Here is a 25,202-nt window from a genome sequence, read left to right as displayed (position 1 = left end):
TGGTCTACTCCGGCAGAAGTTTTTTTATCTCCTTGAGGACGGTCGCTGTGCTTATGTCGTACATGCATGGCCTGGGTCTGCTGCAGCTGGTCGACATGCAAGGGAGGCAGTCGTACTCCGCCTCCGGAAGGAGCTTTACCCCGTTCTTTACATAGACCTCGCTGGAGAGCGTCGGGCCAAAGAGCGCTATTATCTTCTTGTCGAGGGCGTGGGCGATATGGAGGCCCAGGCTGTCGTTGGTGACTATGAGCTTGCAGGAATTTATCCATTCGATATATTCTTCTATGGATTTGAGCCCCTGCTGCCATGATATCGAGTATCTGGAGCCTATCGCCGCCTCAAGCTCCTTCCAGTACTCAAGGGGCCACGCCTTTACGGGCCACTTCTCGCCGACGTTGAAGTTGAAGCCTATGTCGTAGACCTCTTTTGACTGAGGCTTGTATCCTATTATCGGTATCTCTCCCCGCCATTTGCTCCCGACCATCTCGAAGAGGAAGTCTTCCCAGTACTTCTTGTTGGATAGCTTCTCCTTCTCGTTAAGGCAGAGGTCAAGCACGTGCTGGGAGCCGTCGTAGGCCTTGGCGTCGCCTTCCTCCGGGTCGAACCTGAAGCCGAACCTCCGCCAGGCGTTTAGCGAGTCGGCGAAGGCGCAGATGCCAGCGACCTTCTCCAGGTTTATAATGGTATCGAACCTCTCGGCCCTGAGCTGCAATATCGAGGTCAGGTCGTAGGGCATGATCCTTTCTATGTAGGGGTTGCCCTTAAGGAGCGCTATGGCCTTCTCGTCGACCAGCCAGGTTATGCGGGCGTCCTTGAAATGCGGCAGGAGGACGGTGCTCCGGAGCACGTCCCCGAGGCTGGTCTTACGGCTTATCTCCCCGACGAGAGTCTCGGAGTAGCCGAGTTTTATGATGAGCGTCTTCTCCCTTGCCATATACAGGTTTAATCCTCCCTTGTCATTTTTACCGCTTCGAGGTAGAGCAGAGCGGGCCTGAGGCCCCGTTTTTCGAGCCTGCGTCTCCTTATGAAGTACTCGGCGAAGGAGTGGGCCCTTATGAAGGGGACCCTGTTAGCCGAAAGATATATCGCGTCAACAGCCGCATGGAAGAAGAAGCCGAGCCATAATGCGAAAAGCGGCCCCGAACCAAGCCGGTACGAAAGGGCCAGGAGCGGCACGAGGAACTCGGCCGTGTGAAATACCTCGATGTTGAGGAACTCTGGCTTGAGCCACCTTTCCTTAAGCCATGCGTGGTACCTGAACATCCCCTTGAGGCTAAAGTCCGTGAATCGGTTGTGCCAGAGGAAATCGAGGTAATGGTCCACGTCTATTAAGACCGAGGCCGCCATGAAGACCAGGCTCTCGCCCCAGCCGATGAAGGGAGAGAGCGCCGCGGCCCCCGCCGCGCCGGCTATTACGTGGTCGCGCGGCCTCACTCAGACCTTGCTCATCTCGTCCTTCGTTACTATCTCCTCCGTATGCTTGAACTTCTCAAGCACGAAGCTTTCGTAGATGCCTCTCAGGGTGTTGAGGAACGTGAACTTCATGGGGTATATCCTGGTCTTTACCAGGTAAGCCTTCACAAGGTAATAGAGGACGAAGTATAGGCCGTCAAGGGGCAGGTAGATGAGCCTTTTTACGACAAGGTTGCGGAGCGACGGCATCCACAGGCAGAGCGTTGACAGGAGAGACAGGTTCCTCTGGAGCTTTTTCTCCTCTTCGGTAAAGCAGGTGAGGGGAGAGGTCGACTGGTAGCTCATGTGGAGCTTGTCAAAGTCCCCGTCGAAGTCCCCCCTTGATATGGCGTACTCGGCAAGCTCGGTCTTCGGGTAAGGGAAGAAGAGCGGGAACTCGCCGAAGGTCACGCGGCAGCTCAGGTTCAGGTCGAGGGACTCGATGTCCTCCGCAATGGACGTGCCGGGTATCGCGAATATGGTGTTGGAGAAGGTCGGCACCCCGTGCTTCTGGCAAAGGTCAAAGGCCTCGATGAGCGTCTCCTTCGTCATGTTCCTTTTAAGGACCTCGTTCCTTGTCTTGTCGTTGCCGTGCTCTATCGACATGCTCATCGAGGCGAGCCCCGCCTTTTTAAGTTTCAGCAGGATGGACTCGGTAAGAAGGTTCGCCCTCATGAGGCAGTGGAAGGGGACCCCTATCTCGCGCGGGTATCTCTCCGAGAACTCGTCAAGCCATTGGTCGTCCTTCATGATAAAGATGTCGTCGTAGAACTTTATGAACTGGGTCTCGTACTTTCTCTTCAGCTCCTTCAGCTCTGTCAGCGCCCTGTCGACGCTCATGCGCGAATACAGAGGCCCCTTGCCCTTGTAGAGCATGTTGTACTTGTGGTTGAAGCAGTATGTGCATTTGTAGGGGCAGCCGCGCGAGACCATGAAGCTCCGCATCGGGAACCTTGCGAGGCGCGTGGCGGAATAGACGAGGTCGCGGTCGAGGAAAGGCAGGTCGTCTATCGACCTCCTCCTTTCGCGTATGACCGGCGGCGTGCCGGCGTTGAAGCTCTTTTTCGTGATTATGTTGGGGATGCCGTCGACGGGCTTGTTTTCGGAGAGCGCGGTCAACAGCTCCGGCCACGCGTCGTCGCCCTCTCCGATGCAGATGGCGTCGATATCGTATTTCGCCACTATGTCAGGGAAGAAGGTGGCGTGCGGCCCGCCCATCACCGTAAAGATATCCTTGTTTATGGCCTTTACCTGGTTGTTGGCGGCGAGATAGTACTTGTGTTCGCCCGTCTTGGCGCTGAAGGCGACGACTTGAGGGCCGTACTCCCTTACCTTCTCCCTGAGGTTTCCATCCGCCATTACGGCGAGGGCCGTCTGGTGCCCCTTCTCCTTCGCGAGCGCTGAAAGGAGCATGATCCCCATGGGGTCGATATACTCTACGTCCTTTATAACGAAAAGTATCTTCAACTTGCCGTCTTCGCCTCCGGCCTAACTGGCCTCGATCTGTAATTCGACCTCTCTTTTACCCTTACGTCCCAGAAAAGCGTCAGTATGGCCTTTATAACGCTTACGATGTTCCTTAAGGCGAAGGCCTTTGTCCTGCCCGAGCTCCTCTGCGCTATATCTATGCCGACCTCGGAGTAGCTCGCCCCGGAGCGCAGGAGCCTCACGAGTATCGCCGCCATGTAGGCGAAGCCCCAGGTCTTTAGAGGGACCTTCTTGAGGAGAGGGGCTTTTATCAGGCAGGTGCCGTTATAGTACCTGAGGCTCAGGCCGAACATCGTGTTTATGAGCGCGACGAAGGCCCTCGATATGACGCGCCGTGAAAGCGGCCTTACCTCGGGGTTGGCGGTGTACGGGATTATGACGTCAGCCTCTATAGCGCGGCTCAATACACGCCTTATCGCCTCCGCTGGTATCTCGTTGTCCCCGGGGACCATTATTATATAGTCTTTCCGGGCCTGTCTTACGCCTTCGGTGAAGTTGTAGCCGAAGCCCATGTTCCTTGGGTTGTGGATAACGCGTACGCTTTTTTCGCTTTTTTTTATCTCTTCGGCTATCTTGCCGGTATTGTCGGCGCTGCAATCGTTAAAGATGAGTATCTCATAGGAGCTGAAGGTATTGGCGGCGGAAAGCGCTTCCTTGATGGCGCCGATAGTGCCGAGGATATTGCCCTCCTCGTTATAGCAGGGCACGATTATGGAGACGCTAAGCCTGGACTTTTCCATATTCAAGCACCCTCTTGACCGTCTCAGCCAACGCCTCTTTTCCCGGGTAATAGGCCTTCTCCAGCACCGGGCTTGCCGGTGTCGGGGCCTCAGGGAGGTTTACCCTCGCCGCTGGGGCCTTAAGGAGTAGTCCGGCCTCAGCTATTCTGGCAATGACCTCCGAGCCTACACCACAATCTTTCCAGCCGGTATCCGCGACTACGAGCCGCCCTGTTTTTGCCACCGATTCGGCTACAGTACTTGAGTCCATCGGCTTAAGCGTACGCAGGTCGATGACCTCGCAATCTATGCCGGCAAGGGCGAGCTCATCGGCCGCCTGCATCGCCTCGTGCACCATGTGAGATATGGCGACGATGGTAATGTCCCTGCCTGCCCTTCTGACTATCGCCTTGCCAAGCTCTACCTCGTACATCTCTTTCGGCACATAGCCGGTGTGCTCGTAGAGCCAGCGGTGCTCGATGGAGACTACCGGGTTACCGTCGCGCACCGAGGCGATGAGCAACCCCTTGGCGTCATAAGGTGTAGCCGGCATTACGACCCGGAGCCCCGGTATGTTCATGAACATGGCCTGGAGGCTCTGCGAGTGCTGGGCAGCCGAGCCCCAGCCGCGCCCGATTATGCTCCGTATGACAAGCGGCACGTTTACCTTGCCGCCGAACATGTAATGCCATTTGGCCGCGTGGTTCATTATCTGGTCGAGGGAGAGGGGGAGGAAGTCGACCCTCATGTGGACGAGTATCGGCTTCATGCCGGAGACGGCGGCGCCGACCGCTATGCCGGTTACGCCGTTCTCTGCAAGCGGGGAGTCCATGACCCTTGCCTTGCCGAACTCATCCTGAAGCCCGATGGTAGTGCCGAATACACCGCCTGAGTCATCGACCCCCTCGCCGAGTACGAATACCGACGGGTCGGATGAGAGGAGCTGGGCGGTCGCCTCGCGTATCGCCTCTTTATATGTGAGGCCGCGGAGATCCGGGTTCTCCTTGAGAGCCTTTTCAAATTCTGTCTTATTGGAATATATCTTTGTCCAGGGCATCCTTATGCCTCGAAGTAAACGTCTGTAAGGAGTTCTGAAGCGGCGGGGTAAGGGCTCGCCTTGGCGAAGGCCACCGCCTCGTCTATTTCAGCCCTTATTAAAGAGGCCATATCGTCTATCTCCCGGTCGGTCAGGACGCCGTCAGAGACGAGCAGCTCTTTAAAGCGTTTTATGGGGCACTGTTCCTTCCAGAAGCGCAGCTCCTCTTCAGGCCTGCAGCCCTTGGTCCAGTCCTCATCAGGCCCCACGTGCCCCTTCCATCTATAAGTCCTGGCCTCTATGAGAGAGGGGCCGGTGCCGCCGCGCGCCGCCGAAATAGCGTCCCCGGCGGCATCAAAGACCTCGAGCACGCTGTTGCCGTCAATGCACCTGCCGTGCGCGTCGAAGGCCGCGGCCGCGTCTGATATCCGGCAGCCCGGCTGCCTTGATGACTGGTGCGAGTTGGTGGCGTAAAAGTTGTTCTCGCAAACGAAGAGCACGGGGAGCTTTTTGAGGGCGGCGAAATTGAAGGACTCGTAGAAGGCGCCTTCGTCATATGCGCCGTCGCCGAAGAATATGACGGTGACACGTTCCTCGCCTTTGATGCTTGACGCCAGGGCCGCGCCAACGCCCATCGGTATGCCGCCGCCGACTATCGCGGAGGTGCCGAAGATCCCGTTCTCGAGGTCTATCAGGTGCATGGAGCCGCCCTTGCCCTTGCTGCACCCGGTCGCCTTTCCGTAGAACTCGGCGAAAAGCGGCTTCATGGAGCTGCCCTTGGCAAGGCAGTGGCCGTGCCCCCTGTGGTTGGAGAAGACGTAGTCCTCTTTTTTCAAGTGGGCGGCGACACCGGCGGCTATGGCCTCCTGCCCGATACAGAGGTGCACCGGGCACTTCATCTCCTGCTCCGGGTAAAGCTCGACTATCTTCTCCTCGAACATCCTTATCCTCAGCATGTTCCTCAGGAGTCCGGGAAGCGTATTCGCGTCTATCGCGCCAAGGCCGTATCTTGAGAGCTCTTTTTTCATTGGTATTCCGGTCAGATGAAGTTGACGTGCAAGGATGGGTGCTTAAGCTCCCAGAGATAGCGGTTCACCTCGTCCATCCTGCAGTTCCTGCGGCATTCGGTGGTGTCCAGCTCCTTATCCACGAACTCCATCACTTCCTTGCGCCGGTCGCTCTTCCAGATCTGCTCGAAGCTGTTTTCGTTTATATTGCCCAGGAGGAACCTTTCGTCGCCCAGGAAGGCGCTGCAGGCCCAGACGCAGCCGCCGGCGTCTATGTACGACCAGAAGGGCAGGGCCATGCACCTGTCGTACCTCTTTGTGCCCTCCTCGAGCTTCTTCATGGCGTTCATCCTGAAGACTACGTTGAACTTCGCGTCAGATAGCTTCCTGAGCTCGTCGTTCAGGTAGTAGAAGTCCGTGTACTTGAATTCCTCGTACTGGCGTGTGACGCTTTTGAGGTGCTGGGAGTAGGACTTGATGACCAGGTAGTCGGCGCCTATCTCCTTGGCCTTCCTGGCCAGCAGCACCGCCTCTCCAATGTTCTCCGGGAGGAGTATCATCTGCATGCCGATGGTCGAGGAGAGCTTATTGGCCTCCCTGAACTTCACGGCCTCTCTTATGTTCTCTATTACCCTGGGGAAGTCCTCTGGCTTTGTCCTGTGTATCTTTGAGTAGGTCTCCGGTGTGGCGGCGTTTATGCTGACCTTTATCCATGTTATGGAGGCTAGTGTTGCCTCAAAGAGCTTTCTGCCGAAGAGCACCCCGTTTGAGGTGATGGCGACGTCTATCCCGGAGGCCTTGGTGTGGTTGATGATACCGGCGATATCCTTGTGGAGGAAGGGCTCCCCCTCACCGGCGTACATTATGGACTTGAGGCCAAGCCTGCCCATCTCTGTAAGGCGTGTTTTCAGGATGGAGGCGTCGAGGGAGCGGGCCTGGTATTCCATGTAGTCGAGACCGCAGTAGGTACACCTGTGGTTGCATGCCCCTATGGGCGAGACTTCCATGTACAGCGGGTAGATGTTATCACCTTTCAGCCAATCGCTCACCCGGCCAACATGGTACATGAGCTTGTGGCTGTCGATCCTGAATTCATCCATTATGGCCGCCCGGCAGTCCCTTGCAAGATGTTAAAATCTCTATAAAAGATAGCATAGGTAAACAGCCTAAGACAATACTAAAATACTCTTGTAACCGGAACTGGACGGGCTCCTGTCCCGCAAACCGGCGGTTGAAGCTCCCAGCGGAAACCGCGGGCTTAAGATCGCGCTCGCGACCGGTCATAGCACAGGTTTTTAGAACTGAACCACTACCGCCTGGAAGGCGGCAGGTTCGAAAAACAGTCGGCTGAATTTTTCCCCTTTTCTAAAGGGGGAAAGAGGGGGACCGGGAATATCCATCGCTTCCACCATCGCTTCCAATTGACATCGCGCTTTCAGCCTGGCGTAGGACGTAAGCTTGAAAATCTCATTAGACGCACTGGAAGTCTTCGCCTGTAAGGCGACGGATTTCAGATACCATTGTGAGACATTAAACAAGCGGCTATGATATAATTACATAGTTTGAACGTTCAGGAGAATCGGGATTTGCACAAAACGGTCAGCTTCCCCATAACAGGGATGGGCTGCGCTTCGTGCGCAGCCAAGATAGAAAAGGGGCTCACGGATTTAACCGGCATTGTATCAGCCAGGGTCAACTTCGCCGCCGAGAATGTATCCATATTCTACGACCCTGAATTGGTCAGCATCAAAGACCTTGTAAAGGCTGTAAGAGAGCTTGGCTACGGCTCTGTAGTAGAAAGTGTCGCGATAACGGTCCATGGCATGAGCTGCGCATCCTGCTTAAGCAAGATAACCGCGGCGCTCGACAGGGTCGAAGGGGTCGAAAGCGCGTCGGTTAACCTGGCGACCGGACGCGCTGACATAAATTACCTGCCCGCGGTAGTGTCGATAGACGCCCTTGTAAAGGCGATAACTGACGCCGGTTTCAGGGCCGAGCCTCCGGCAAAAGAAGACGACCTTCTTGCGAAGGACAGCCGTGTTAAAAATGAAGAGATACGGGGTCTGCGTATAAGGTTCCTTTTCGCGGCCTTTGTCTCGGCCACTCTCATGGCAGCCTCCCTCATTGGCCTTCTTGATAGGGCCCCGGACCTTCTCGGCGACCATTTCCCGCAGCTTATACTGGCAACCCCTGTGCAGTTCTGGAGCGGCTGGCGTTTTTACAGGGGCGCGTGGGCGGCCGCAAGGCACAGGTACGCTGACATGAACACCCTTATCGCTGTCGGCACATCCGCGGCGTACTTTTTTAGCGCAGCCGTAACGCTCTTCCCCGGCTTTTTCTCCTCGCGCGGCCTTGCCGGGGAGGTCTATTTCGAGACAGCCTCGGTTATCATAGCGCTCATACTCCTTGGCAGGATGCTTGAGCTTAGGGCCAGGGGGCAGACAGGCGAGGCCATAAGGAAGCTCATCGGGCTTCAGGCAAGGACGGCGCGTGTGGTAAGGCAGGGCGCTGAAATAGATATCCCGGCGAATGAGGTCCTCCCCGGAGAGATAGTCGCCGTGAGGCCGGGGGAGAAGGTCCCGGTGGACGGAGTCGTAACGTCCGGCTATTCGTCGGTTGACGAGTCGATGATAAGCGGCGAGAGCATGCCTGTAGAGAAAAAGGAGGGGGACGAGGTCATAGGGGCGACCATAAATACCACAGGCGCGTTCAGGTTCAGGGCGACAAAGGTCGGAAAGGATACCGCGCTCGCGCAGATAATAAGGCTCGTGGAGCGTGCCCAGGGCAGCAAGCCCCCCATAGCCAGGCTGGCAGACGTCATCGCTTCTTATTTCGTCCCGGCGGTCATAGCCATTGCCGTCGTTACCTTCATCACATGGTACTCGTTCGGCCCCGCGCCAGCCGCAACGATAGCGCTGCTTAACTTCATAGCCGTACTTATCATAGCCTGCCCGTGCGCGATGGGGCTTGCTACCCCGACCTCCATAATGGTCGGGACAGGCAAGGGCGCGGAGCTCGGCATCCTCATAAGGGGAGGGGAGTCTCTTGAGACGGCCCACAAGCTCGATACCGTCGTGCTCGATAAGACCGGGACGCTCACAAAAGGGCGTCCTTCCGTAAAGGATGTCGTGCCGCTTGGCTACGGCCCAGGCATCACCGTTGAGGAGCTCTTATTCTACGCCGCCTCAGCCGAGAGGGGCTCTGAGCACCCGGTCGGCGAGTCTATCGTGAAAAAGGCCGCCGAGCTTGGGATAAGTACGGTTGACGCTCAGGGCTTCGAAGCGCTTCCAGGCCATGGAATAGCCGCGCGCGTGGACGGGAAAGACGTGCTCCTGGGCACGGAGAGGCTCTTGCGGGGCAGGAATATAGCGATGTACAAGGCCGCTGAAGAAGGTGACAGGCTCTCTGACGAGGGGAAGACGCCTGTTTTCGTCGCCATCGACGGGAAGGCGGCAGGGATAATAGCCATTGCCGACACGCTCAAGGAGAACTCGAAAGAGGCGATAGACGTCTTGAAAAGAATGGGGCTTGAAACCGTCATCATGACGGGTGATAACAGAAGGACAGCCATGGCGATCGCGAAAGAGCTTGGTGTTGAAAGGGTACTTTCTGAGGTGCTGCCGGAGGATAAGGCCAAAGAGGTAAAAAGGCTTCAGGCAGAGGGGAAGATCGTAGCGATGGTGGGCGACGGCATAAACGACGCGCCTGCGCTGGCGCAATCTGACGTAGGGGTGGCCATAGGCACAGGGACGGACGTGGCGATAGAGGCCTCTGACATAACCCTTGTCGGGGGCGATTTGAGGTCCATTGGTACCGCTATCGCCTTGAGCAGGGCGACTATCGGGAATATAAAGCAGAACCTCTTCTGGGCGTTCTTCTACAACATCCTGCTCATCCCTGTCGCGGCCGGCGCGCTCTATCCATTCTTCGGGGTGCTCCTTGACCCGATGTTCGCGGCGGCGGCGATGGGGCTTTCATCTGTAAGCGTCGTGAGCAATTCTCTCCGTTTAAGGAGATTCACCCCCGCTGCTATTTAAAGCGCGGAGTGAAATGAGCGAAGGCGGGCCAGATGGCCCGCCTTCTTTTTTTTAAAGCGCTCATCCTTACCGCTTCTTCCGAAGCAGCATCCCCCCGGCTGTCTCTCCGGCAGGCTTTGAGTGGCAGCGCTTGCAGTCCGCGAACTTGAATGAGACCTTTCCGTGGCATGCGCCGCACGAGGCTCCACGAGACATCTCGGTCATGTTGACCCTTGACGAGCCGAGATCCTCTCTGAAAACTTCCTGGTGGCAGGATGAGCAGACGATCATTTCAGAGTGTTTCTTGTGGCTGAAGACCACGTGGCTCACAAAGGGTACCGGCGACTCGAAGAGTATCTCGTTATCCCTGGTCTCGTCCGTTGGAGGGTCCTTCTTTATCGATTTTATAGGCTGCTTTTGGGCCTTCCTCAGGAGCGTCCAGTCTATGTTGCCGAACTTGTCGAATGGAAGCTTATTGTTGGGCAGCAGGTCAAGGTCGAGCCCTGTGCCGAGACGGTCTGCGGTGGCCTTTATGTTTTTCATATCCGCTTTTTTCGGTGAGACGAGCGGCTCTGCCTCGGGTTTGCCGGCAACGTGGCACATCTCGCAGCTTTCGGCTGCGTCGAAGGCCACCTTCCCGTTATGGCACGCTCCGCAGAGCTTGCCCTCGAATATCTCTGTCATGGTTATCGCGTCCGACCTCTTCATCTGGAAGAGCTCCTGGTGGCAGGCCTTGCACTCGAAGTTTATCCTGTGGACCCAGTGAGGGAAGATTACAGGAGAAAGCCCTATGGCCTCCAGCTCCTCCGCCTTTGCCTTCATCAACAGGTTGCCCGGGAAGGATTCGTACCTTTCCCATTTCTCGATCTCGGCCTTCCTCGACTCTTCCTTCTTTATCTCTTCCTTCTGCATCTTTTCTATTTCTGGAAGGAAGGTGTCCACCCCGTGCCATTCCTTGTGCATCGTAGCCATGGCGTTCGCGAGGTCCAGGATGACCATCTTCTCGGGAAAGCTTTCGGCTGCCCTGGCCTCGTCGATAAGCGACTGTATCTCGCCTGGCAGCTTGTCTCTGTTGGTCCTGACAAGAAAACCGAGCGCGTCAAACCTGTTCTGCTCGTAGCTCGTCCTGAAGCTCTTCCTGAACTTGCTCTCCTCGGCAAGGGCCTGCTGGCAAATGGCTGCCCAGCCGAAGGCCGCTATAAGTAGCGTAATTACAGCCTTTCTAATCATCTTCAACCTCAAAAAGTTTTTACCGGATGCGCGGGATTATACCAGTTTTCGCTCGCATATCAAAACAAAACAGCAAGAGAAGACGGCAGACAGTGGATTTCGTTTTGATTTTATTGTATAAAAATAAAAACCATAACGGAGCCGGACTGATGCCTGCAGGTAAAATGAGCATTTCGGTAGTCGTGCCTGTCTACAATGAACGGGAGTACATATCCGCGGTCATAAAAAGGGTGCTCGCAACAGGCATGCTTGACGAGATCGTCATCGTCGACGACTTCTCAAGGGACGGCACAAGGGACGTGCTGAAGGGCATGCAGGCGGAGTGGAATGAGGGGGTGCGCCTCAAGCTCCTCATGCACGACCTCAATAAGGGAAAGGGCGCGGCCCTCCGGACCGGCTTCTCAGAGGTGACAGGCGATATCGTCATAGTGCAGGACGCGGACTTCGAGTACGACCCCAATGACTACTCCAAGCTCATCCAGCCGATACTCGACGGAAAGGCTGACGTGGTCTACGGGTCAAGGTTCATCGGCGGGGAATCGCACAGGGTGCTCTTCTTCTGGCACATGATAGGGAACAAGCTACTGACCTTTTTCTCGAATATGCTTACGAACCTGAACCTCACCGACATGGAGACCGGCTACAAGGCCTTCAGGGCCGGGGTGTTAAAGGAGATAAGGCTTGAGTCGGACAGGTTCGGCTTCGAGCCGGAGATAACGGCCAAGGTCGCCAGGAAGAGGTGCCGCATATACGAGACATCGATATCATACGCGGGGCGTACCTACGAGGAAGGCAAGAAGATAAACTGGAAGGACGGTATCGCGGCCTTCTGGCATATATTCAAGTTCAATCTCTTAAGATGAGTAAAAATGCAATAAAAGCCATCCTTGTCTTTCTGCTATTCCCGGCCCTTGCCCTTGCGCTCTCGCCCGATGAGGAGAATAATATAGGGATATACGAGGAGGCCGGCCCATCCGTTGTAAACATAGTGACCAGCGCCGTATCCTACGATTTCTTCTACAACCCCGTACCCACGACCGGTTCCGGCTCCGGCGTCATAGTCGACAGGCGCGGAAAACGCGGCTACATAGTGACGAACTACCATGTGATAGATGGGGCCAGGAGCCTTGAGGTGACCCTTTTCGACGGCAGCAGGTACAAGGCCGAGGTAGTGGGCTCAGACCCCGGGGACGACCTCGCCGTAATAGCCGTGAACGCGCCGCTATCCAGGCTCAAGCCGATAAGGTTTGGAGAGTCCTCATCGCTTAAGGTAGGGCAGAAGGCGCTTGCCATAGGAAATCCCTTCGGCCTTGAGAGGACGCTTACCGTCGGCACGGTGAGCTCTCTGGGAAGGACGATGAGGGCTACAAACGGCAGGCTCATAGGCGGCATAATACAGACTGACGCGGCCATAAACCCCGGCAACTCCGGAGGCCCTCTCCTTGACAGCCAGGGCAGGATGATAGGCGTCAATACGGCTATCTTCAGCCCCGTAGGCGGCTCAATCGGCATCGGCTTTGCCATCCCCGCGGATACCGTAAAAAAAGCGCTATCCAGCCTGATAGACAAGGGGTATGTTTCGAGGGCGTGGCTCGGGATAACAGGGCAGACGATAGACGCCGCGGACGCCATGGCTATGGGGCTGCCTTCCGGCGGTGTCCTGGTCGCCGATGTGTTCAGGGGGAGCCCTGCCGAGAAGGCCGGTATTACGGCATCTTCAGGCAGCTTAAGGCTCGGCAACGTCATCGTCGCTTCAGGCGGTGACCTTATCATAGGGATAAACGGAAAGGCCGTCTCATCCATGGACGAGCTTAACGGGATCGTAGACGCCGTCGGGGTGGGCGGGATAGCGTCCATAAAGGCCGTAAGAAAGAGCAAGACAATATACCTCAAGGTCACCCTTGAGGAGATGCCGAGGGACTATTGATGAGGCTCAAGGAGATAAGGCAGGAGGTAAAGGGCGTAGGCATCGGGTTCCTTCTGGGGGTCCTGTGCCTGCTTTTCGGGGTATCCTGGGCCGTCTACATCACGGTAAACCATGATTCCATACACAGGCAGCTGAGCGAGTCGGCGAGGGCGGCCCTGGAAGAAAAGTTCGTGATCTCAGGCGCGGGCCACCAGTCGCATCAGGGGCACGTTGGTCATCAGATGGACGCCTCTTCGGAAGATGCGCAGGCGCACATGGCCGGGGCTGAGGGCGAAGTCCACTCCGGGCATGAAGACGCCGCACATGGCCATCTCTCCGGTAGCCGGGATGGCGCGGGCGCCGGGATGGAAAAGGAGCTGTTTGAGATAAGAAAAGAGATATCGGAGAGGGTGGCCCAGGAAGCTGGCCACCATGGCCCTGAAATGGAAGAGGCCCACGAGAGGCTCGCCAGGGGGCACCTGCACGCGATGGGCCTTGGCGTGCTGACCATCAGCGTATCCATGATGCTCGCCTTTGTGCCCGCTGGGGCGAGGACAAAGACCCTTGCCGCAGCCGCTCTTGGCACCGGGAGCTTTTTCTACCCGTTGGCCTGGATAATAATGGGCTTCAGGACGACCGCGCTCGGCGAGGCGGCGGCGGAAGCTTCTGTCCTCCCCATGGCGGTATTCAGCACAGCCCTGGTCTCAGCCGGCCTCCTTATAGCCTTTGTCTGTCTCCTGAAGTGGCTGCTCAAAGGTGATTGAGCCTGTTATTATTTTGGTGATTGACCTTGACAATACAAGGCATCATGAATTATCATAGTATAAGATAACTGAGTTTTCCCGTGACTGACGGAATCAAGGTGGCTACCACTGGGGATCGGGAAACGTGATATGTAGCATGCCGACCGTCTGGGCAAAGACCTGCAGCCAAATGAGGCTGCGTGCTTTGCTATGACGGTTTTTTATTGTCCGTAAGAAAAAACTTGACCCACGACGGTCAGAAGATTATATCTCTTGACCTCCTAAACAAATGGGACACAAGACATTTGAAAGAGGGGTACACCCCTCTTATTATAAAGAGCTTACCGCCGGTAGGCCCATCGAGCCGGCTGCACTGCCAAAGACGGTAACCATACCTCTTCAGCAGCATTTAGGCGCGCCCTGCGAGGCACTCGTCAAGAAAGGCGAGGTGGTCCAGGAAGGGCAGATGATAGGCGATGTAAAGGCCTTCATCTCAGCGCCTGTCCACGCAAGTATTTCAGGAAAAATAAAAGATATAGAGATGGCGCAGCACCCGGGCGGTTTCAGGTGCCTGTCTGTCATCATCGAGGGGGACGGCTCCGCGAAGGAATGGGGCCCTCAGAACGGTGTTGCCGACCTCGCCTCCCTTTCTCCCGAGGCCATACGCGAAGCCGTGAAGGACGCAGGTATCGTCGGCATGGGCGGGGCCGCGTTCCCGACCTCGGTTAAGCTCTCTCCACCGAAGGGCAAGGCCATTGATGCCGTTATACTTAACGGCTGCGAATGCGAGCCATTTCTTACCGCAGACCACAGGATGATGCTGGAGGAGCCGGACAAGGTCGTCTGGGGCCTGCGCGCCATCATGAGGTCCGTAGGCGCCCCAAGCGGCGTCATCGGGATCGAGGAGAATAAGCCCGACGCTGTAAGCGCCCTTGGCAGGGCCGTAGCCGGCTCTTCCGATATAAAGATAATAGTCCTCGAGGCCAAATACCCCCAGGGCGCGGAAAAGATGCTTATAAAGGCCGCCCTTGGCAGGAAGGTCCCTGTCGGCAAGCTCCCCTTTGACGTTGGCGTCATCGTCAGCAACGTCGGCACGGCCATCGCCGTATACGAGGCCCTGAACTGGGGCAAGCCCCTCATAGACAGGGTCGTCACCATAAGCGGCAACGGCGTAAAGGAGCCCAGGAACTTAAGGGTGCGCGTGGGCACGTCTTTTGAAGACGTACTGGCGCTCTGCGGCGGCCTCATCGACTGTCAGGAAGTTGAGGTCTTGAACGGCGGCCCGATGATGGGCGTCTCCCAGCCGACCCTCAACGTGCCGGTCGTAAAGGGCACATCAGGCATTACGGTCATAGCCGCTGATGCCGGAAAGACCTTTCAATACGAGCCATGCATCAGGTGCGCGAGCTGTGTGGAGGCCTGCCCCATGGGTCTCATGCCCTACAGGCTCGGTGATTACGGAAAGGCGTACAGGACCGCTGACTTCAAGGGCTGGGACGGGCTCACTTGCATAGAGTGCGGTTGCTGCTCCTATGTGTGCCCGTCGAAGAGGCCGCTGCTGCAGTGGATAAGGCTCGGGAAGCTCAAGCTCCGCCAGGAGGCCCAGAATGGCCATGGCGAGACAAAATAATGGACCAGAAGACCGTGGAAAACAATAATCAGCTGAAGGAAGCCCCGATCGAGGCGCCGGCCAAGGCGGCCGCAAGGCTGGTCGTATCTCCTTCGCCGCACTTCCTTAACGACGAGAGCATACCGAAGATAATGCACACGGTCGTGCTCGCTCTTTTCCCGGCCGTTGCCGCGAGCGTCTATTTCTTCGGGTGGAGGGCGCTCCTTCTTATCACCGTCTGCGTGACGGCGTGCCTCGCAACCGAGTACGCATTCCAGAGGATAAGAAATAAGCCCATAAAGATATACGATGGCAGCGCCATAATAACAGGCATGCTCCTGGCGCTTACGCTGCCGCCGGGGTTCCCGGTATACGGCGCTGTGCTCGGCTCGTTATTTGCGATAGGCGTGGGCAAGCAACTCTTCGGCGGCCTCGGTTTCAATATATTTAACCCGGCCCTCCTTGGAAGGGCCTTCCTCATGGCGACGTACCCGGTCCTTACTACCACCTGGGTGGAGCCACGGACCGTCCAGAAGGCGGTTGACGCGGTAACGGCCGCTACCCCGCTGGCCCTTGCGAAGTTCGAGGGCAAGGTCGATTTCAATTGGATGGACATGTTCCTCGGCAATACTTCCGGCTCACTCGGAGAGACCTCTGCCATAGCTATAATAATCGGCGGACTTTATCTCAGGTACAAGGGCTATATAAACTGGAAGCTTCCGCTGGGGTACCTGGGCACGATAGCCGCCTTCTCGTCGATCTTCTGGCTCTCCGACCCGGTGAAGTACCCGAGCCCGCTCTTCCATCTCCTCGCGGGCGGCGCGATGCTCGGAGCCTGGTTCATGGTAACCGACATGGTGACGTCTCCTACGACATCGATGGGGCAGTGGATATTCGTCATATGCGCCGGCATGCTGGCGGTGGTCATAAGGCTCTTCGGAGGGCTCCCCGAAGGCGTCATGTACTCGATACTTTTCATGAACGCCTTTGTGCCGCTCCTCAACAAGCACACCAGGCCCAGGGTCTTCGGGGCAGGCGAACGGGGCTAAAGTTTTAGCCCGGAGGTTTTTTTGAACACAGCGATAAAAATGTTTTTGAACCTTGTCGTCATCGGCTCGTTCTCCGGGGCCGTCCTCGCGGGCGTCTTTTCGGTAGCCGACCCGATGATACGCGCCAACAAGGAAAAAGAGCTCAAGGAGGCCATCTTCAAGGTGCTACCTGAGGCCAAGAACATAAAGACCGTTAAAAAAGAGCTTGGCGCTGGCAACCCGGTGGTCGTATATATCGGCCTTGACGAGACTCAAAAGCCTGTTGGGGTGGCCTTCAAGGCCGACGGCGTCGGGTTCCAGGGCAACGTGGGCGTCATGGTAGGCCTCAACCTCGATTATCTTAAGCTCAAAGGCATTGAGATACTCGACCAGACCGAGACCCCCGGCCTCGGAGACAGGATAAGGGAGAGCGCGTTCAAGGACCAATTTAATGGTGTCGAGGCTCAGCCCATGGTCGAATATATAAAATACAGGAAGCCGGAGAAGCCTAACCAGATCCAGGCCATAACAGGCGCCACGATATCCTCCAACGCCGTTGTGAGCAATATAAACAAGGCCGTGGAAAAGGTCCTTAAGGCGTTCCCTAAGGCTGAAGACCTGTCCAAGGCGGCTTCGGAGGAACAGAAGCAGGCGCCGGAGGTAAGACATGGCAGGTAAAGGCCTTGGATATGAGTTCAAAAAAGGGCTCTGGCAGGAGCTGCCTCCTTTCAGGCTCGTTCTGGGGACATGCCCGGCGCTGGCGGTCACGAACTCAGTCGTAAACGGCATCGCCATGGGGCTTGCGACCCTTTTCGTCCTCCTCGGTGCGAATATCATGGTATCTCTCCTGAGGAGGTTCGTGGCCTCGCAGGTGAGGATCGCCTCTTATATCGTCATCATCGCGCTGCTGGTCACAGTGACCGATATGTTCATGGCGGCCTTTTTCCCGCCCATATCAAAAGCGCTTGGCCCGTACTTGCCGCTTATAATAGTCAACTGCATGATACTCGGCAGGGCAGAGGCGTTCGCCCAGAAAAACCCGGTCCTGCCTTCCATAGCGGACGCTCTCGGCATAGGGATCGGTTTTCTGTTGAGCCTCGCCGCTATGGGGCTTATACGCGAGGTCCTTGGCTTCGGGACCATCCTGCATTTCAGGGTCCTCGGCGATTGGTTCGAGCCCTGGATAGTCATGATACTCCCGGCCGGGGCGTTCCTCGTCTTCGGGGGGCTCGTGGCGCTCGTAAACTACATATCAAGCAGGAAGGCCGCAAAGGCGGCCGAGACGGCGAGGGTTTAAATGGAGACTCTTGGAACACTTATACTGATATTCATATCGGCCGCGCTCATAAACAACTTCGTCCTGACCTATTTCCTCGGCATATGCCCGTTCCTGGGGGTGTCGAACAAGACTGAGAACGCCGTTAACATGGGCCTTGCTACCACTTTCGTCATGACCCTTACCGCCGCCGCGACCTGGCCCATATACAACTACGTGCTCGTGCCTTTTCATGTCCCGTTCCTCCAGTACGTCTCGTTCATAATAATCATCGCCGCCCTTGTCCAGCTGGTGGAGATGTACATAAGAAAGTCAAGCCCGGCGCTCTACAGGGCCTTAGGTATTTACCTGCCTCTTATAACAACTAACTGCGCGGTGCTGGGCCTTGCGCTTTTCATGGTGTTGAGGGACTACAACTATCTCCAATCGATAGTCTTCGGCTTCGCAACCGGCGTGGGTTTTACACTTGCGATAGTCATGATGTCCGGCATAAGGGAAGAGCTTGAGTTCGCCGACGTCCCCAGGCACTTTCAGGGTGTTTCCATGACACTTATTGTATCCGGCATGCTAGCCCTCGCTTTCATGGGCTTTGCCGGGCTTATAAGAGGATAATCAAATTTAATGGTAGAGATACTTATAATATCAGCCCTTAGCATGGGCGTCATCGGGGCGGTGCTCGCAGGTTTTCTCGCCTTCGCCGACAGGAAGCTCAAGGTCGAGGAGGACCCGAGGATAGAGGCTGTCATAAACGCCCTGCCGAACACCAATTGCGGCGGCTGCGGGTACCCTGGCTGCAGGCCTTTCGCCGAGGCCCTTGTAAAGGGAGATGCCTTGCCTACCGGGTGCGTGGTAGGCGGCAACGAGGCGGTCGCGCATATAGCCGCCATGCTCGGGGTCGAGGCCGGGTCGATGAAGAGGATGCTCGCCGTGGTGCTGTGCCGCGGAGGCGACGCCGAGTCCGAAAGGCGCGCCGCCTACAAGGGCGATATGAACTGCACGGCGGCCGACATCACCGGCGGGGACAAGTCCTGCACCTATGGCTGCCTTGGGCTTGGGGAGTGCGTTGACGCCTGCGACTTCGACGCCATGGTGATGAACTCCAACGGGTTGCCGGTCGTCTTATACGACAAGTGCGTGGGGTGCGGCGCGTGCGCCAGGGCATGCCCCAGGGACATAATCGAGATGCACCCCGAGGACCACAAGCTCTTCGTCTACTGCAAGAGCAAGGACAAGGGCGCCTACGCCAAGAAGGCCTGCAAGGTCGCCTGCATCGCCTGCGGCCTGTGCGTGAAGGACTGCTCGGTGCCCGGGGGCATCGCCTTAAAGGAAAACCTCGCGGCAGTGAACTACGCTGTCGCCCCCCAGACCGACGAGTCCATAAAGAGGTGCCCCACAAAGTGCATTCTCTTTAACGAGGAAGAGAAGATAACAAAGGCAAGCTACTCTGCTTCAGAGCCAAAGAAGGACCACGCGCTGTAGACGTTCGGACCTGCCCCTTCATTTTCAATTCCTAATAAAAACTTAATGGATTTTTAATTCAGGTCTGTTAATATGTCCATGACTTGTAACGCGCTGAAAAAAGCTAAAAAGTCAGAGGTAAGGCGATAATAAAGATGGTCCGTAGCTTAAAATATTTAGTAGCAATATTCCCGCTTGTTGCATTCCTCGCTCTCGGCATTTCATCCTGCGATTCAGCCAAACAGACGGCCGCTCCTCAACCGGCAAGCTCGGTTACCCTTGGAAAGGGAGGCGAGACGAGGCCGACCCTTCCTGCGTCGAACTTTACCGGTGAGACAGCTGCGGCCTACCAGGCAGCCGCCGAGGTGCCTGAAGTGCTTGACGGCCTGTACTGCTATTGCGACTGCGAGAAGAACTTCGGCCACAAGAGCCTCCTGAGCTGTTTTGTCGACGAGCACGGGGCCAATTGCGATATCTGTATTTACGAGGCCATCATGGCCCATGACCTGCATAAAAAAGGCGTGGACATGAACGGAATAAAAAAGGCGATAGACGAGCGCTTCTCACATCTGAGGCATTAATAAGGAGGCACCTTGAAGAGCAGGAACCTTGTCCTGGCAACCGCTATAGTAACCATCGGGCTCGCGTTTGCGGGTTGCTCAAAGGATAAAGGGCAGCAACCCGGCGGGGAGGTCCAGCAGACGCAACAGGCCCCGCATCCATCGATGGGCAACACCAATCTCGTAGCCGAGCTGGAGGGCAAGCTGAGAGAGAACCCGAAGGACACACAGCTCCTCTGGCAACTTGCTGACGTTTACTTTGAGTCAAAACAGTTCGAGCAGTCCTCCGTCTATTACAAAAAAGTGCTGGCGATAAAGTCGGGCGAGACCGATCTGTATAACGACCTGGGTCTTTCTCTCCATTATCTGGGCAACTCGGCAGAGGCCCTCAAGTACGTTGAGGAAGGCATAAACAAGAACCCGTACCACCAGAGGATATGGCTAACCAAGGGCTTCATACTCGCTTACGGCTCAGGCGATATGGAGGGGGCAAAGGCAGCCTGGGAGAAGGCCAACGCCCTCAACCCTGAGAGCCAGATCGGCAAGGCCGCCGCGGAATATCTTTCAGCTCTGACTAAAAAATAAGGAAGCCTGACCAATATGCCCGATAAAGCAAAGGAAGCGGCTCAAGTCGTCGACGCCAGGTGGTACAAGACTCTCGGGTCCAGGGTCTGGAGCGCTCTTAACTCCCTAAAGCTGACCATATTCATCCTCGTATCCATCGCCTTGACCGCGATAATAGGGACGGTCGTAGAACAGAACTCGCCTGTCGAGGAATATCTCGCCCAATACGGTGAGACGTGGACCAGGGTCATCCTCTACGCCAGGTTTAACGACATGTACCACGCCTGGTGGTTCATGTCCCTCCTGTCTCTTATGTCCATATCCATCATCGTCTGCACCATGGAGAGGTTCCCTCCCAAGTGGAAGTCGTTATTGAATCACAAGGTAGAGAAATTCGACCCAAAGCTCATAGAGAAGTTTGCCCACCACGAGACCCTGCGCATAAAAGAGAGCCCCGAAGCCTTGAAGGAGAAGCTTCTTGGCGTGCTCAGGAAGAAGAAGTTCGGGGTAGTCTCTTCCGGAGGCGGGAAGGAATATTACATCTACGCCTGGAAGGGCAGGCATGGCAGGCTCGGCTCAGATGCGATCCACATAAGCCTGCTCGTCATATTGTTCGGCTCCATCGTGGGCAGTTATGCCGGATATAAGGACTTCTTTGCCGTGAACGAGGGCGGCACCATAAGCGTGCCGCAGGCCGATTTCAATCTCCGGCTCGATAAGTTCTGGATAGACTACTATGATTCGGGCCAGATAAGACAGTTTAACTCCAACCTTGCCGTCATGGAGGACGGCAAAGAGGTCCTTAAAAAGCAGATATGGGTGAACGAGCCTCTGTACTACAAGGGGATAAGGTTCTATCAGTCGAGCTACGGCCAGTCCTGGAACAAGGTTTCAGAGGCTGAAATCGCCCTGAGGAACAAGGACAAGGGCAAGCCTGAGGCGCCTTTTACCGTTAAATGGGATGCCGTGCAGAAAGTCCCCGGCAGCAAGTACTCGGTGAAGCTTGTCGGCTATACCGCGGATTTCGCCTATGACGAGAGGACAAGCACCGTCTTCTCCAAGTCTCCGGAGGCCAACAACCCGGCGGTGATGGTCGAGGTATATGACGACGGGGACAGGCTCGTGTCCACCCCGTGGCTCTTTATGAAGTACCCTGGGATATTCCCGGCCATTCCCGATTCCAGCCAGGACCTCGTCTATCTCGCCCACCGTCCTATAATGTATTCCGGCATCTCTGTAAACAAGGACCCTGGCACCAACATAGTCTGGCTCGGTTCGATCATCATGGGCCTTGGCTTCATCCTGGCCTTTTTCATATATCACAGGAGAATATGGATCTATCTTAAGGACACCGGTCAATCGACCGAGGTCAGGATAGGCGGTACCATAAACAAGAACCAGCTGGTCTTCGAAAAGGATATAAAGGAAATAACCAGCGCACTTTCAACGGATGCGTCCAGGGGGAATAAATGATACTTTCTCTTGTCTTTTTTACGTTCTCGTTCGTCTTTTACCTGATCACGACGGTCCTGTACGTTAGCAACTGGTTTTTAAAGAAGAAGTGGCTTGGGCAGACAGCAACGGCGATGGCCTTCGTCGCCCTGGTCTCCACCTCCATGATACTCATCAGCAGGGCAGGGGAGTCCGGGCACGCCCCCTTCTCGAACCTGTGGGAGTCGATGATGCTCTTTATCTGGGCGACTAACGCGGGCTATCTGCTGATGGAGTACAAGCACAAGCTCAAGTCCGTGGGCGCCGTAGTAATGGGCATCGAGTCATTGGCCATGCTTTCCGCCTCTTTACTTCCGTACAGCTTCAAGGACGCGGAGCCGCTGAACCCCGCCCTGCAGAACAAGTGGCACTGGATGTCTGACATCCTGTCCACATGGGGCCTTCAGAAGTACGCCATTGGCTGGCTCGACTTCCACGTCTTTATGACCTTCGTCGGCTATGCCGGTTTCGCGATATCGTTCGGTCTCGCGCTGCTTTATCTGGTAAAGCACAGATACGAGAACAGCGGGAAACGAAATTCGATCATAGACTCGTTCCCTGATTCGAAGGTATTCGATGAGCTCAGCTACAGGGCTGTCGCCTGGGGGTTCCCTTTCCTCGCGGTCGGCATCGTCTCGGGCGCTGTATGGGCCAACTACGCATGGGGCACATACTGGAGCTGGGACCCGAAGGAGACGTGGTCGCTCATCACCTGGCTGATATACGCGGCGTACCTTCACGCCAGGGTCACGAGGGGATGGAGAGGCACGCGGGCAGCCTATCTTTCCATAGCCGGCTTCCTTGCCGTGATATTCCTGTACTGGGGCGTAAGCTTCATACTCCCGGGCCTGCACGCGTACGCTTGATCAGGGATAGAAAAAAAGATCTCAGGGGATGTGATGAGCGAAAAGTTGAAAAGCGACGATAACGAGAAAGGGCTGCCAAAGACAGCCATAGCCGCAATCATCCTGGCTGTAGTCGCCGCGGTGGTCGTAATAGTCTTTACCCAGAGGCAGAAGTTCGAACCGGTGGTCGCGAACTCGGAGATGATAGACTTCGAGCTCCCGGACCTTTCCGGCAAGATGCACAAGCTGAGCGATTACAAGGGCAAGGTGATATTCCTGAACTTCTGGGCTACCTGGTGCAAGCCGTGCGAGGATGAGATGCCGTCCATGCAGGTGCTCTATGAGAACCTTAAGACATTCCCTTTTGAGATAGTCGCGGTAAGCGTCGATAAGGACGGACCTGAGACCGTCGCGGAGTTCGCGAAGCGCTACGGGTTGACCTTTACCATACTGCATGACAGGAACGGCAAGATAAAGGAGAGATACAAGACAACAGGTGTCCCCGAGACGTTCATAATAGACCAGAACGGGGTCATAGCCGAGAAGATATGGGGGCCGAAGGACTGGACCGACCCTGATGCGACAAAGACCATCATGGACCTCATCAGTTACGGAGCCAGGAAAAAGGGCGAATACAAGGCCGAGGCGAAATAATAGCTTCTGGAGTCACTGACCGTTTTAGTGAGGGAAGGGTCCCAAGATGACAACCGATGTCTCAATACCGCTCGCGTTCATGGGAGGGCTTCTGTCCTTCGTATCGCCATGCGTCCTGCCGCTCGTGCCGTCGTATATCTCGTTTGTGACAGGCATCTCCTTCGAGGAGCTCACCAGCGTGGAAGGGGACAAGTCGCTCAAGAAGGTGATCCTCTTCAACTCCCTCATGTTCATACTCGGCTTCTCCACCGTCTTCGTCGTCATCCTGGGCTCCTCAGCCCAGCTCTTCGGAAGCCTTTTCATGGAGTACCAGGACGTCATACGGAAGATCGGCGGCCTGGTCATAATACTCCTCGGCGTCCACATCATAGGCATCATCAACTTCAACATACTCCAGAGGGACAAGCGCCTCCATTTCTTCCGCGAGAAGCCCACTGGGCTTCTCGGTTCGTTCCTTGTCGGCATCGGCTTCGCCGCGGGCTGGACACCTTGCATAGGCCCGATACTCTCAGCCATCTTCGCCGTGGCAGCCACCTCCGAAAGCCCCTGGTCAGGCATGCTCCTTTTCATAGCTTACTCCGTTGGGCTGGCCATACCATTCCTGCTGACGTCCCTTGGCATCAACACCTTCCTTAAGCACTTCAACAGGCTCAAAAAACACATGCGGGTCGTATCTGTCGTAACCGGCATCTTCCTGGTAGCCACTGGACTATTGATATTTACCAACTCTCTTGGTATTATAGCGGTGTACCTGAATAGCCTGATCCCGAGCCTGAGCTGATCTCTACCTTTACCCTATGACTATGCCGCTCATCGAAGTATATGCCCGTAAGGACTGTGCCCTTTGCAAGCTGCAGGGTTGCGCCCTGTGCATGGAGGCATTGAGCGTAATAGGCAAGGTCAGCCAGGATGTCCCTTTCCAGTGCAAGGAGGTGGACATAGACTCGAGCGATGACCTCATGAGGAAGTACACGGGCGAGATCCCTACTGTTTTTATCAACGGGAAAAAGGCCTTCAAGTATAAGGTCGATGAGGCGGAGTTCAGGAAGAAGGTTAGAAAAGAGATCATAAAAGCCGGGATTTTCCGCCTCTCCAAAAAAGAGCGCTACAGCTGACCTGCCAGCGCCACATCCGATCAGTTTTTTTGTTTTTATTTCCGCCTGAAAACCCATTTAGCCCGACAAAATATGGATTATGGTCAAAGTGGAAACGACAGCGCGTTTTTTTACGCATGATTCACTACCGACGGAAAGCGTAGAAAAACATCATGATACAGCCGTTATCCTCCATCTGTATTATCCGGACCTGTGGGAGGAGACGAGCCTGTATTTAAGGAACATTGAGGGGGATTTTGACCTCTTCGTTTCGATACCTGAAGATGTCGATTTTGCGGAGCAAAAGATATTTGAGGGACATCGTGACACCTATATATATCGCTGTGAGAACAGGGGGCGCGATATCGCTCCTTTTTTGGAGATACTCTCGTCTATCATCGATCGCCAGTATAAATATGTTTTGAAGATACATACCAAAAAAACCAGGCACCGTCAGGACGGCGATATCTGGCGTCATGATCTGATGGAGAAGCTCCTGGGCTCAAAGATGTTGGTCCAAAAAATAAAAGTGACTTTTGAGTCCAATTTGAATACCGGAGTGATCGCTCCGCAAGGGCATGTGCTGCCGTTATCTTTTAATTTGGGCGCCAATGAGCCCAAGGTCAGGAAGTTGGCTGAGATCATCAATATCCCGTATACCGGCGCGCAATTTCAATTTGTAGCCGGCTCGATGTTCTGGTTTCGCCCGTTGGCCTTGAAGCAGCTTTTAAGCCTGAAGCTTTCAAGGAACGATTTTGAGCCAGAGCAAGGCCAGTTAGACGGCACATTAGCCCATGCGCTTGAGCGTTTTCTGGGCCTGTTGCTCGTCTCCTCAGGCTTCAGGATCGTAGAGACGGGAGAAAAAACGGAGACGGACAAGGATTATCGTTTTACAAGACAGCCAATTTTTTTAATAAGGATTTTTAACCGCTTCAAGGCGATGATTAAAGTTTTTTTTTAATACGCTTATAGAAGAGCCGGCCTGAATCTGTCCCGGACAGGGCTCCTGTTATTGCTTTTTCCAAT

General features: G+C 55.5%; 26 protein-coding genes. 18 read left to right on the top strand and 8 right to left on the bottom strand.

All coding sequences use genetic code 11. The features are described 5' to 3' along the window. Positions 1 to 4: 4 nt before the first annotated feature. Genes A2V21_302115 through A2V21_302085 form a run of 7 tightly spaced genes read right to left on the bottom strand, consistent with a single transcriptional unit; the run spans position 5 to position 6,805 of the window. Positions 5 to 934: a hypothetical protein gene (locus A2V21_302115; GenBank protein ID OIJ73161.1), complete on the bottom strand. Its 930-nt coding sequence runs from the start codon at positions 932 to 934 to the stop codon at positions 5 to 7. A gap of 8 nt (positions 935 to 942) precedes the next feature. Next, the gene (locus A2V21_302110; GenBank protein OIJ73160.1) at positions 943 to 1,434 is read right to left on the bottom strand and encodes a hypothetical protein; all 492 of its coding nucleotides are present in this window, start codon (positions 1,432 to 1,434) and stop codon (positions 943 to 945) included. Further along, complete coding sequence (locus tag A2V21_302105; protein OIJ73159.1) at positions 1,435 to 2,919, bottom strand: hypothetical protein; 1,485 nt, start codon at positions 2,917 to 2,919, stop codon at positions 1,435 to 1,437. After that, entirely contained in the window at positions 2,916 to 3,680 is a 765-nt protein-coding gene (locus tag A2V21_302100) for a hypothetical protein (protein OIJ73158.1), read from the bottom strand. Before A2V21_302100 ends, A2V21_302105 begins: the two co-directional genes overlap by 4 nt. After that, positions 3,661 to 4,716 carry an acetoin dehydrogenase gene (locus A2V21_302095; protein ID OIJ73157.1) on the bottom strand — a complete coding sequence of 352 codons (1,056 nt, stop codon included), beginning with the start codon at positions 4,714 to 4,716 and terminating at the stop codon, positions 3,661 to 3,663. The genes A2V21_302100 and A2V21_302095 overlap by 20 nt, the downstream gene beginning before the upstream one ends. Before the next feature lie 2 nt (positions 4,717 to 4,718). Beyond that, positions 4,719 to 5,723 carry a hypothetical protein gene (locus A2V21_302090; protein OIJ73156.1) on the bottom strand — a complete coding sequence of 335 codons (1,005 nt, stop codon included), beginning with the start codon at positions 5,721 to 5,723 and terminating at the stop codon, positions 4,719 to 4,721. 11 nt (positions 5,724 to 5,734) lie between these two features. Further along, the gene (locus A2V21_302085; GenBank protein OIJ73155.1) at positions 5,735 to 6,805 is read right to left on the bottom strand and encodes a radical SAM protein; all 1,071 of its coding nucleotides are present in this window, start codon (positions 6,803 to 6,805) and stop codon (positions 5,735 to 5,737) included. Positions 6,806 to 7,264: 459 nt separating this feature from the next. On the opposite strand from A2V21_302085, the gene A2V21_302080 reads away from it, so the two are divergent. After that, a complete protein-coding gene (locus tag A2V21_302080; GenBank protein ID OIJ73154.1) occupies positions 7,265 to 9,739 on the top strand; it encodes an ATPase in 2,475 nt (824 codons plus the stop codon). A 66-nt stretch (positions 9,740 to 9,805) separates the two neighbouring features. On the opposite strand, the gene A2V21_302075 is transcribed toward A2V21_302080, so the two are convergent. After that, complete coding sequence (locus tag A2V21_302075; protein ID OIJ73153.1) at positions 9,806 to 10,948, bottom strand: hypothetical protein; 1,143 nt, start codon at positions 10,946 to 10,948, stop codon at positions 9,806 to 9,808. 164 nt (positions 10,949 to 11,112) lie between these two features. On the opposite strand from A2V21_302075, the gene A2V21_302070 reads away from it, so the two are divergent. From A2V21_302070 to A2V21_301990, 17 genes are all read left to right on the top strand, one after another. After that, positions 11,113 to 11,811, top strand: coding sequence for a glycosyl transferase (locus A2V21_302070; GenBank protein ID OIJ73152.1), 699 nt, complete (start codon positions 11,113 to 11,115; stop codon positions 11,809 to 11,811). Then, complete coding sequence (locus tag A2V21_302065; protein ID OIJ73151.1) at positions 11,808 to 12,875, top strand: hypothetical protein; 1,068 nt, start codon at positions 11,808 to 11,810, stop codon at positions 12,873 to 12,875. The genes A2V21_302070 and A2V21_302065 overlap by 4 nt, the downstream gene beginning before the upstream one ends. Further along, a complete protein-coding gene (locus A2V21_302060) occupies positions 12,875 to 13,618 on the top strand; it encodes a hypothetical protein (GenBank protein ID OIJ73150.1) in 744 nt (247 codons plus the stop codon). Before A2V21_302065 ends, A2V21_302060 begins: the two co-directional genes overlap by 1 nt. A 268-nt stretch (positions 13,619 to 13,886) precedes the next feature. Then, positions 13,887 to 15,227 carry an electron transporter RnfC gene (locus A2V21_302055; protein OIJ73149.1) on the top strand — a complete coding sequence of 447 codons (1,341 nt, stop codon included), beginning with the start codon at positions 13,887 to 13,889 and terminating at the stop codon, positions 15,225 to 15,227. A gap of 47 nt (positions 15,228 to 15,274) precedes the next feature. Further along, positions 15,275 to 16,255 carry an electron transporter RnfD gene (locus A2V21_302050; protein OIJ75011.1) on the top strand — a complete coding sequence of 327 codons (981 nt, stop codon included), beginning with the start codon at positions 15,275 to 15,277 and terminating at the stop codon, positions 16,253 to 16,255. A gap of 21 nt (positions 16,256 to 16,276) precedes the next feature. After that, on the top strand, positions 16,277 to 16,912 hold the full coding sequence (locus A2V21_302045; GenBank protein ID OIJ73148.1) for a hypothetical protein: 636 nt from the start codon (positions 16,277 to 16,279) through the stop codon (positions 16,910 to 16,912). After that, the gene (locus A2V21_302040) at positions 16,902 to 17,531 is read left to right on the top strand and encodes an electron transport complex subunit RsxE (protein OIJ73147.1); all 630 of its coding nucleotides are present in this window, start codon (positions 16,902 to 16,904) and stop codon (positions 17,529 to 17,531) included. Before A2V21_302045 ends, A2V21_302040 begins: the two co-directional genes overlap by 11 nt. Beyond that, positions 17,532 to 18,122: an electron transport complex subunit RsxA gene (locus A2V21_302035; GenBank protein OIJ73146.1), complete on the top strand. Its 591-nt coding sequence runs from the start codon at positions 17,532 to 17,534 to the stop codon at positions 18,120 to 18,122. A gap of 9 nt (positions 18,123 to 18,131) precedes the next feature. Continuing rightward, on the top strand, positions 18,132 to 18,989 hold the full coding sequence (locus A2V21_302030; GenBank protein ID OIJ73145.1) for a hypothetical protein: 858 nt from the start codon (positions 18,132 to 18,134) through the stop codon (positions 18,987 to 18,989). A gap of 134 nt (positions 18,990 to 19,123) precedes the next feature. Next, positions 19,124 to 19,549 carry a hypothetical protein gene (locus A2V21_302025; GenBank protein ID OIJ73144.1) on the top strand — a complete coding sequence of 142 codons (426 nt, stop codon included), beginning with the start codon at positions 19,124 to 19,126 and terminating at the stop codon, positions 19,547 to 19,549. 12 nt (positions 19,550 to 19,561) lie between these two features. Continuing rightward, positions 19,562 to 20,113: a hypothetical protein gene (locus A2V21_302020; protein ID OIJ73143.1), complete on the top strand. Its 552-nt coding sequence runs from the start codon at positions 19,562 to 19,564 to the stop codon at positions 20,111 to 20,113. A gap of 15 nt (positions 20,114 to 20,128) precedes the next feature. After that, positions 20,129 to 21,565, top strand: coding sequence for a hypothetical protein (locus A2V21_302015; GenBank protein ID OIJ73142.1), 1,437 nt, complete (start codon positions 20,129 to 20,131; stop codon positions 21,563 to 21,565). Continuing rightward, positions 21,562 to 22,449, top strand: coding sequence for a c-type cytochrome biogenesis protein CcsB (locus A2V21_302010; GenBank protein OIJ73141.1), 888 nt, complete (start codon positions 21,562 to 21,564; stop codon positions 22,447 to 22,449). The genes A2V21_302015 and A2V21_302010 overlap by 4 nt, the downstream gene beginning before the upstream one ends. An 87-nt stretch (positions 22,450 to 22,536) precedes the next feature. After that, positions 22,537 to 23,082 carry a hypothetical protein gene (locus A2V21_302005; protein ID OIJ75010.1) on the top strand — a complete coding sequence of 182 codons (546 nt, stop codon included), beginning with the start codon at positions 22,537 to 22,539 and terminating at the stop codon, positions 23,080 to 23,082. Between the two features lie 46 nt (positions 23,083 to 23,128). Further along, complete coding sequence (locus A2V21_302000; GenBank protein ID OIJ73140.1) at positions 23,129 to 23,863, top strand: cytochrome C biogenesis protein; 735 nt, start codon at positions 23,129 to 23,131, stop codon at positions 23,861 to 23,863. A gap of 22 nt (positions 23,864 to 23,885) precedes the next feature. Further along, a complete protein-coding gene (locus A2V21_301995; GenBank protein ID OIJ73139.1) occupies positions 23,886 to 24,197 on the top strand; it encodes a hypothetical protein in 312 nt (103 codons plus the stop codon). 79 nt (positions 24,198 to 24,276) lie between these two features. Then, positions 24,277 to 25,137 (top strand): hypothetical protein, encoded by an 861-nt coding sequence (locus A2V21_301990; GenBank protein ID OIJ73138.1) that lies wholly within the window; start codon positions 24,277 to 24,279, stop codon positions 25,135 to 25,137. Positions 25,138 to 25,202: the final 65 nt, after the last annotated feature.

It is taken from the genome of Deltaproteobacteria bacterium GWC2_55_46, from assembly GCA_001595385.3.
Lineage (GTDB): Bacteria > Desulfobacterota > GWC2-55-46 > GWC2-55-46 > GWC2-55-46 > UBA5799.
Note: the sequence above shows the minus strand (reverse complement) of the source record. Positions and strands in the feature narration are given on the sequence as shown.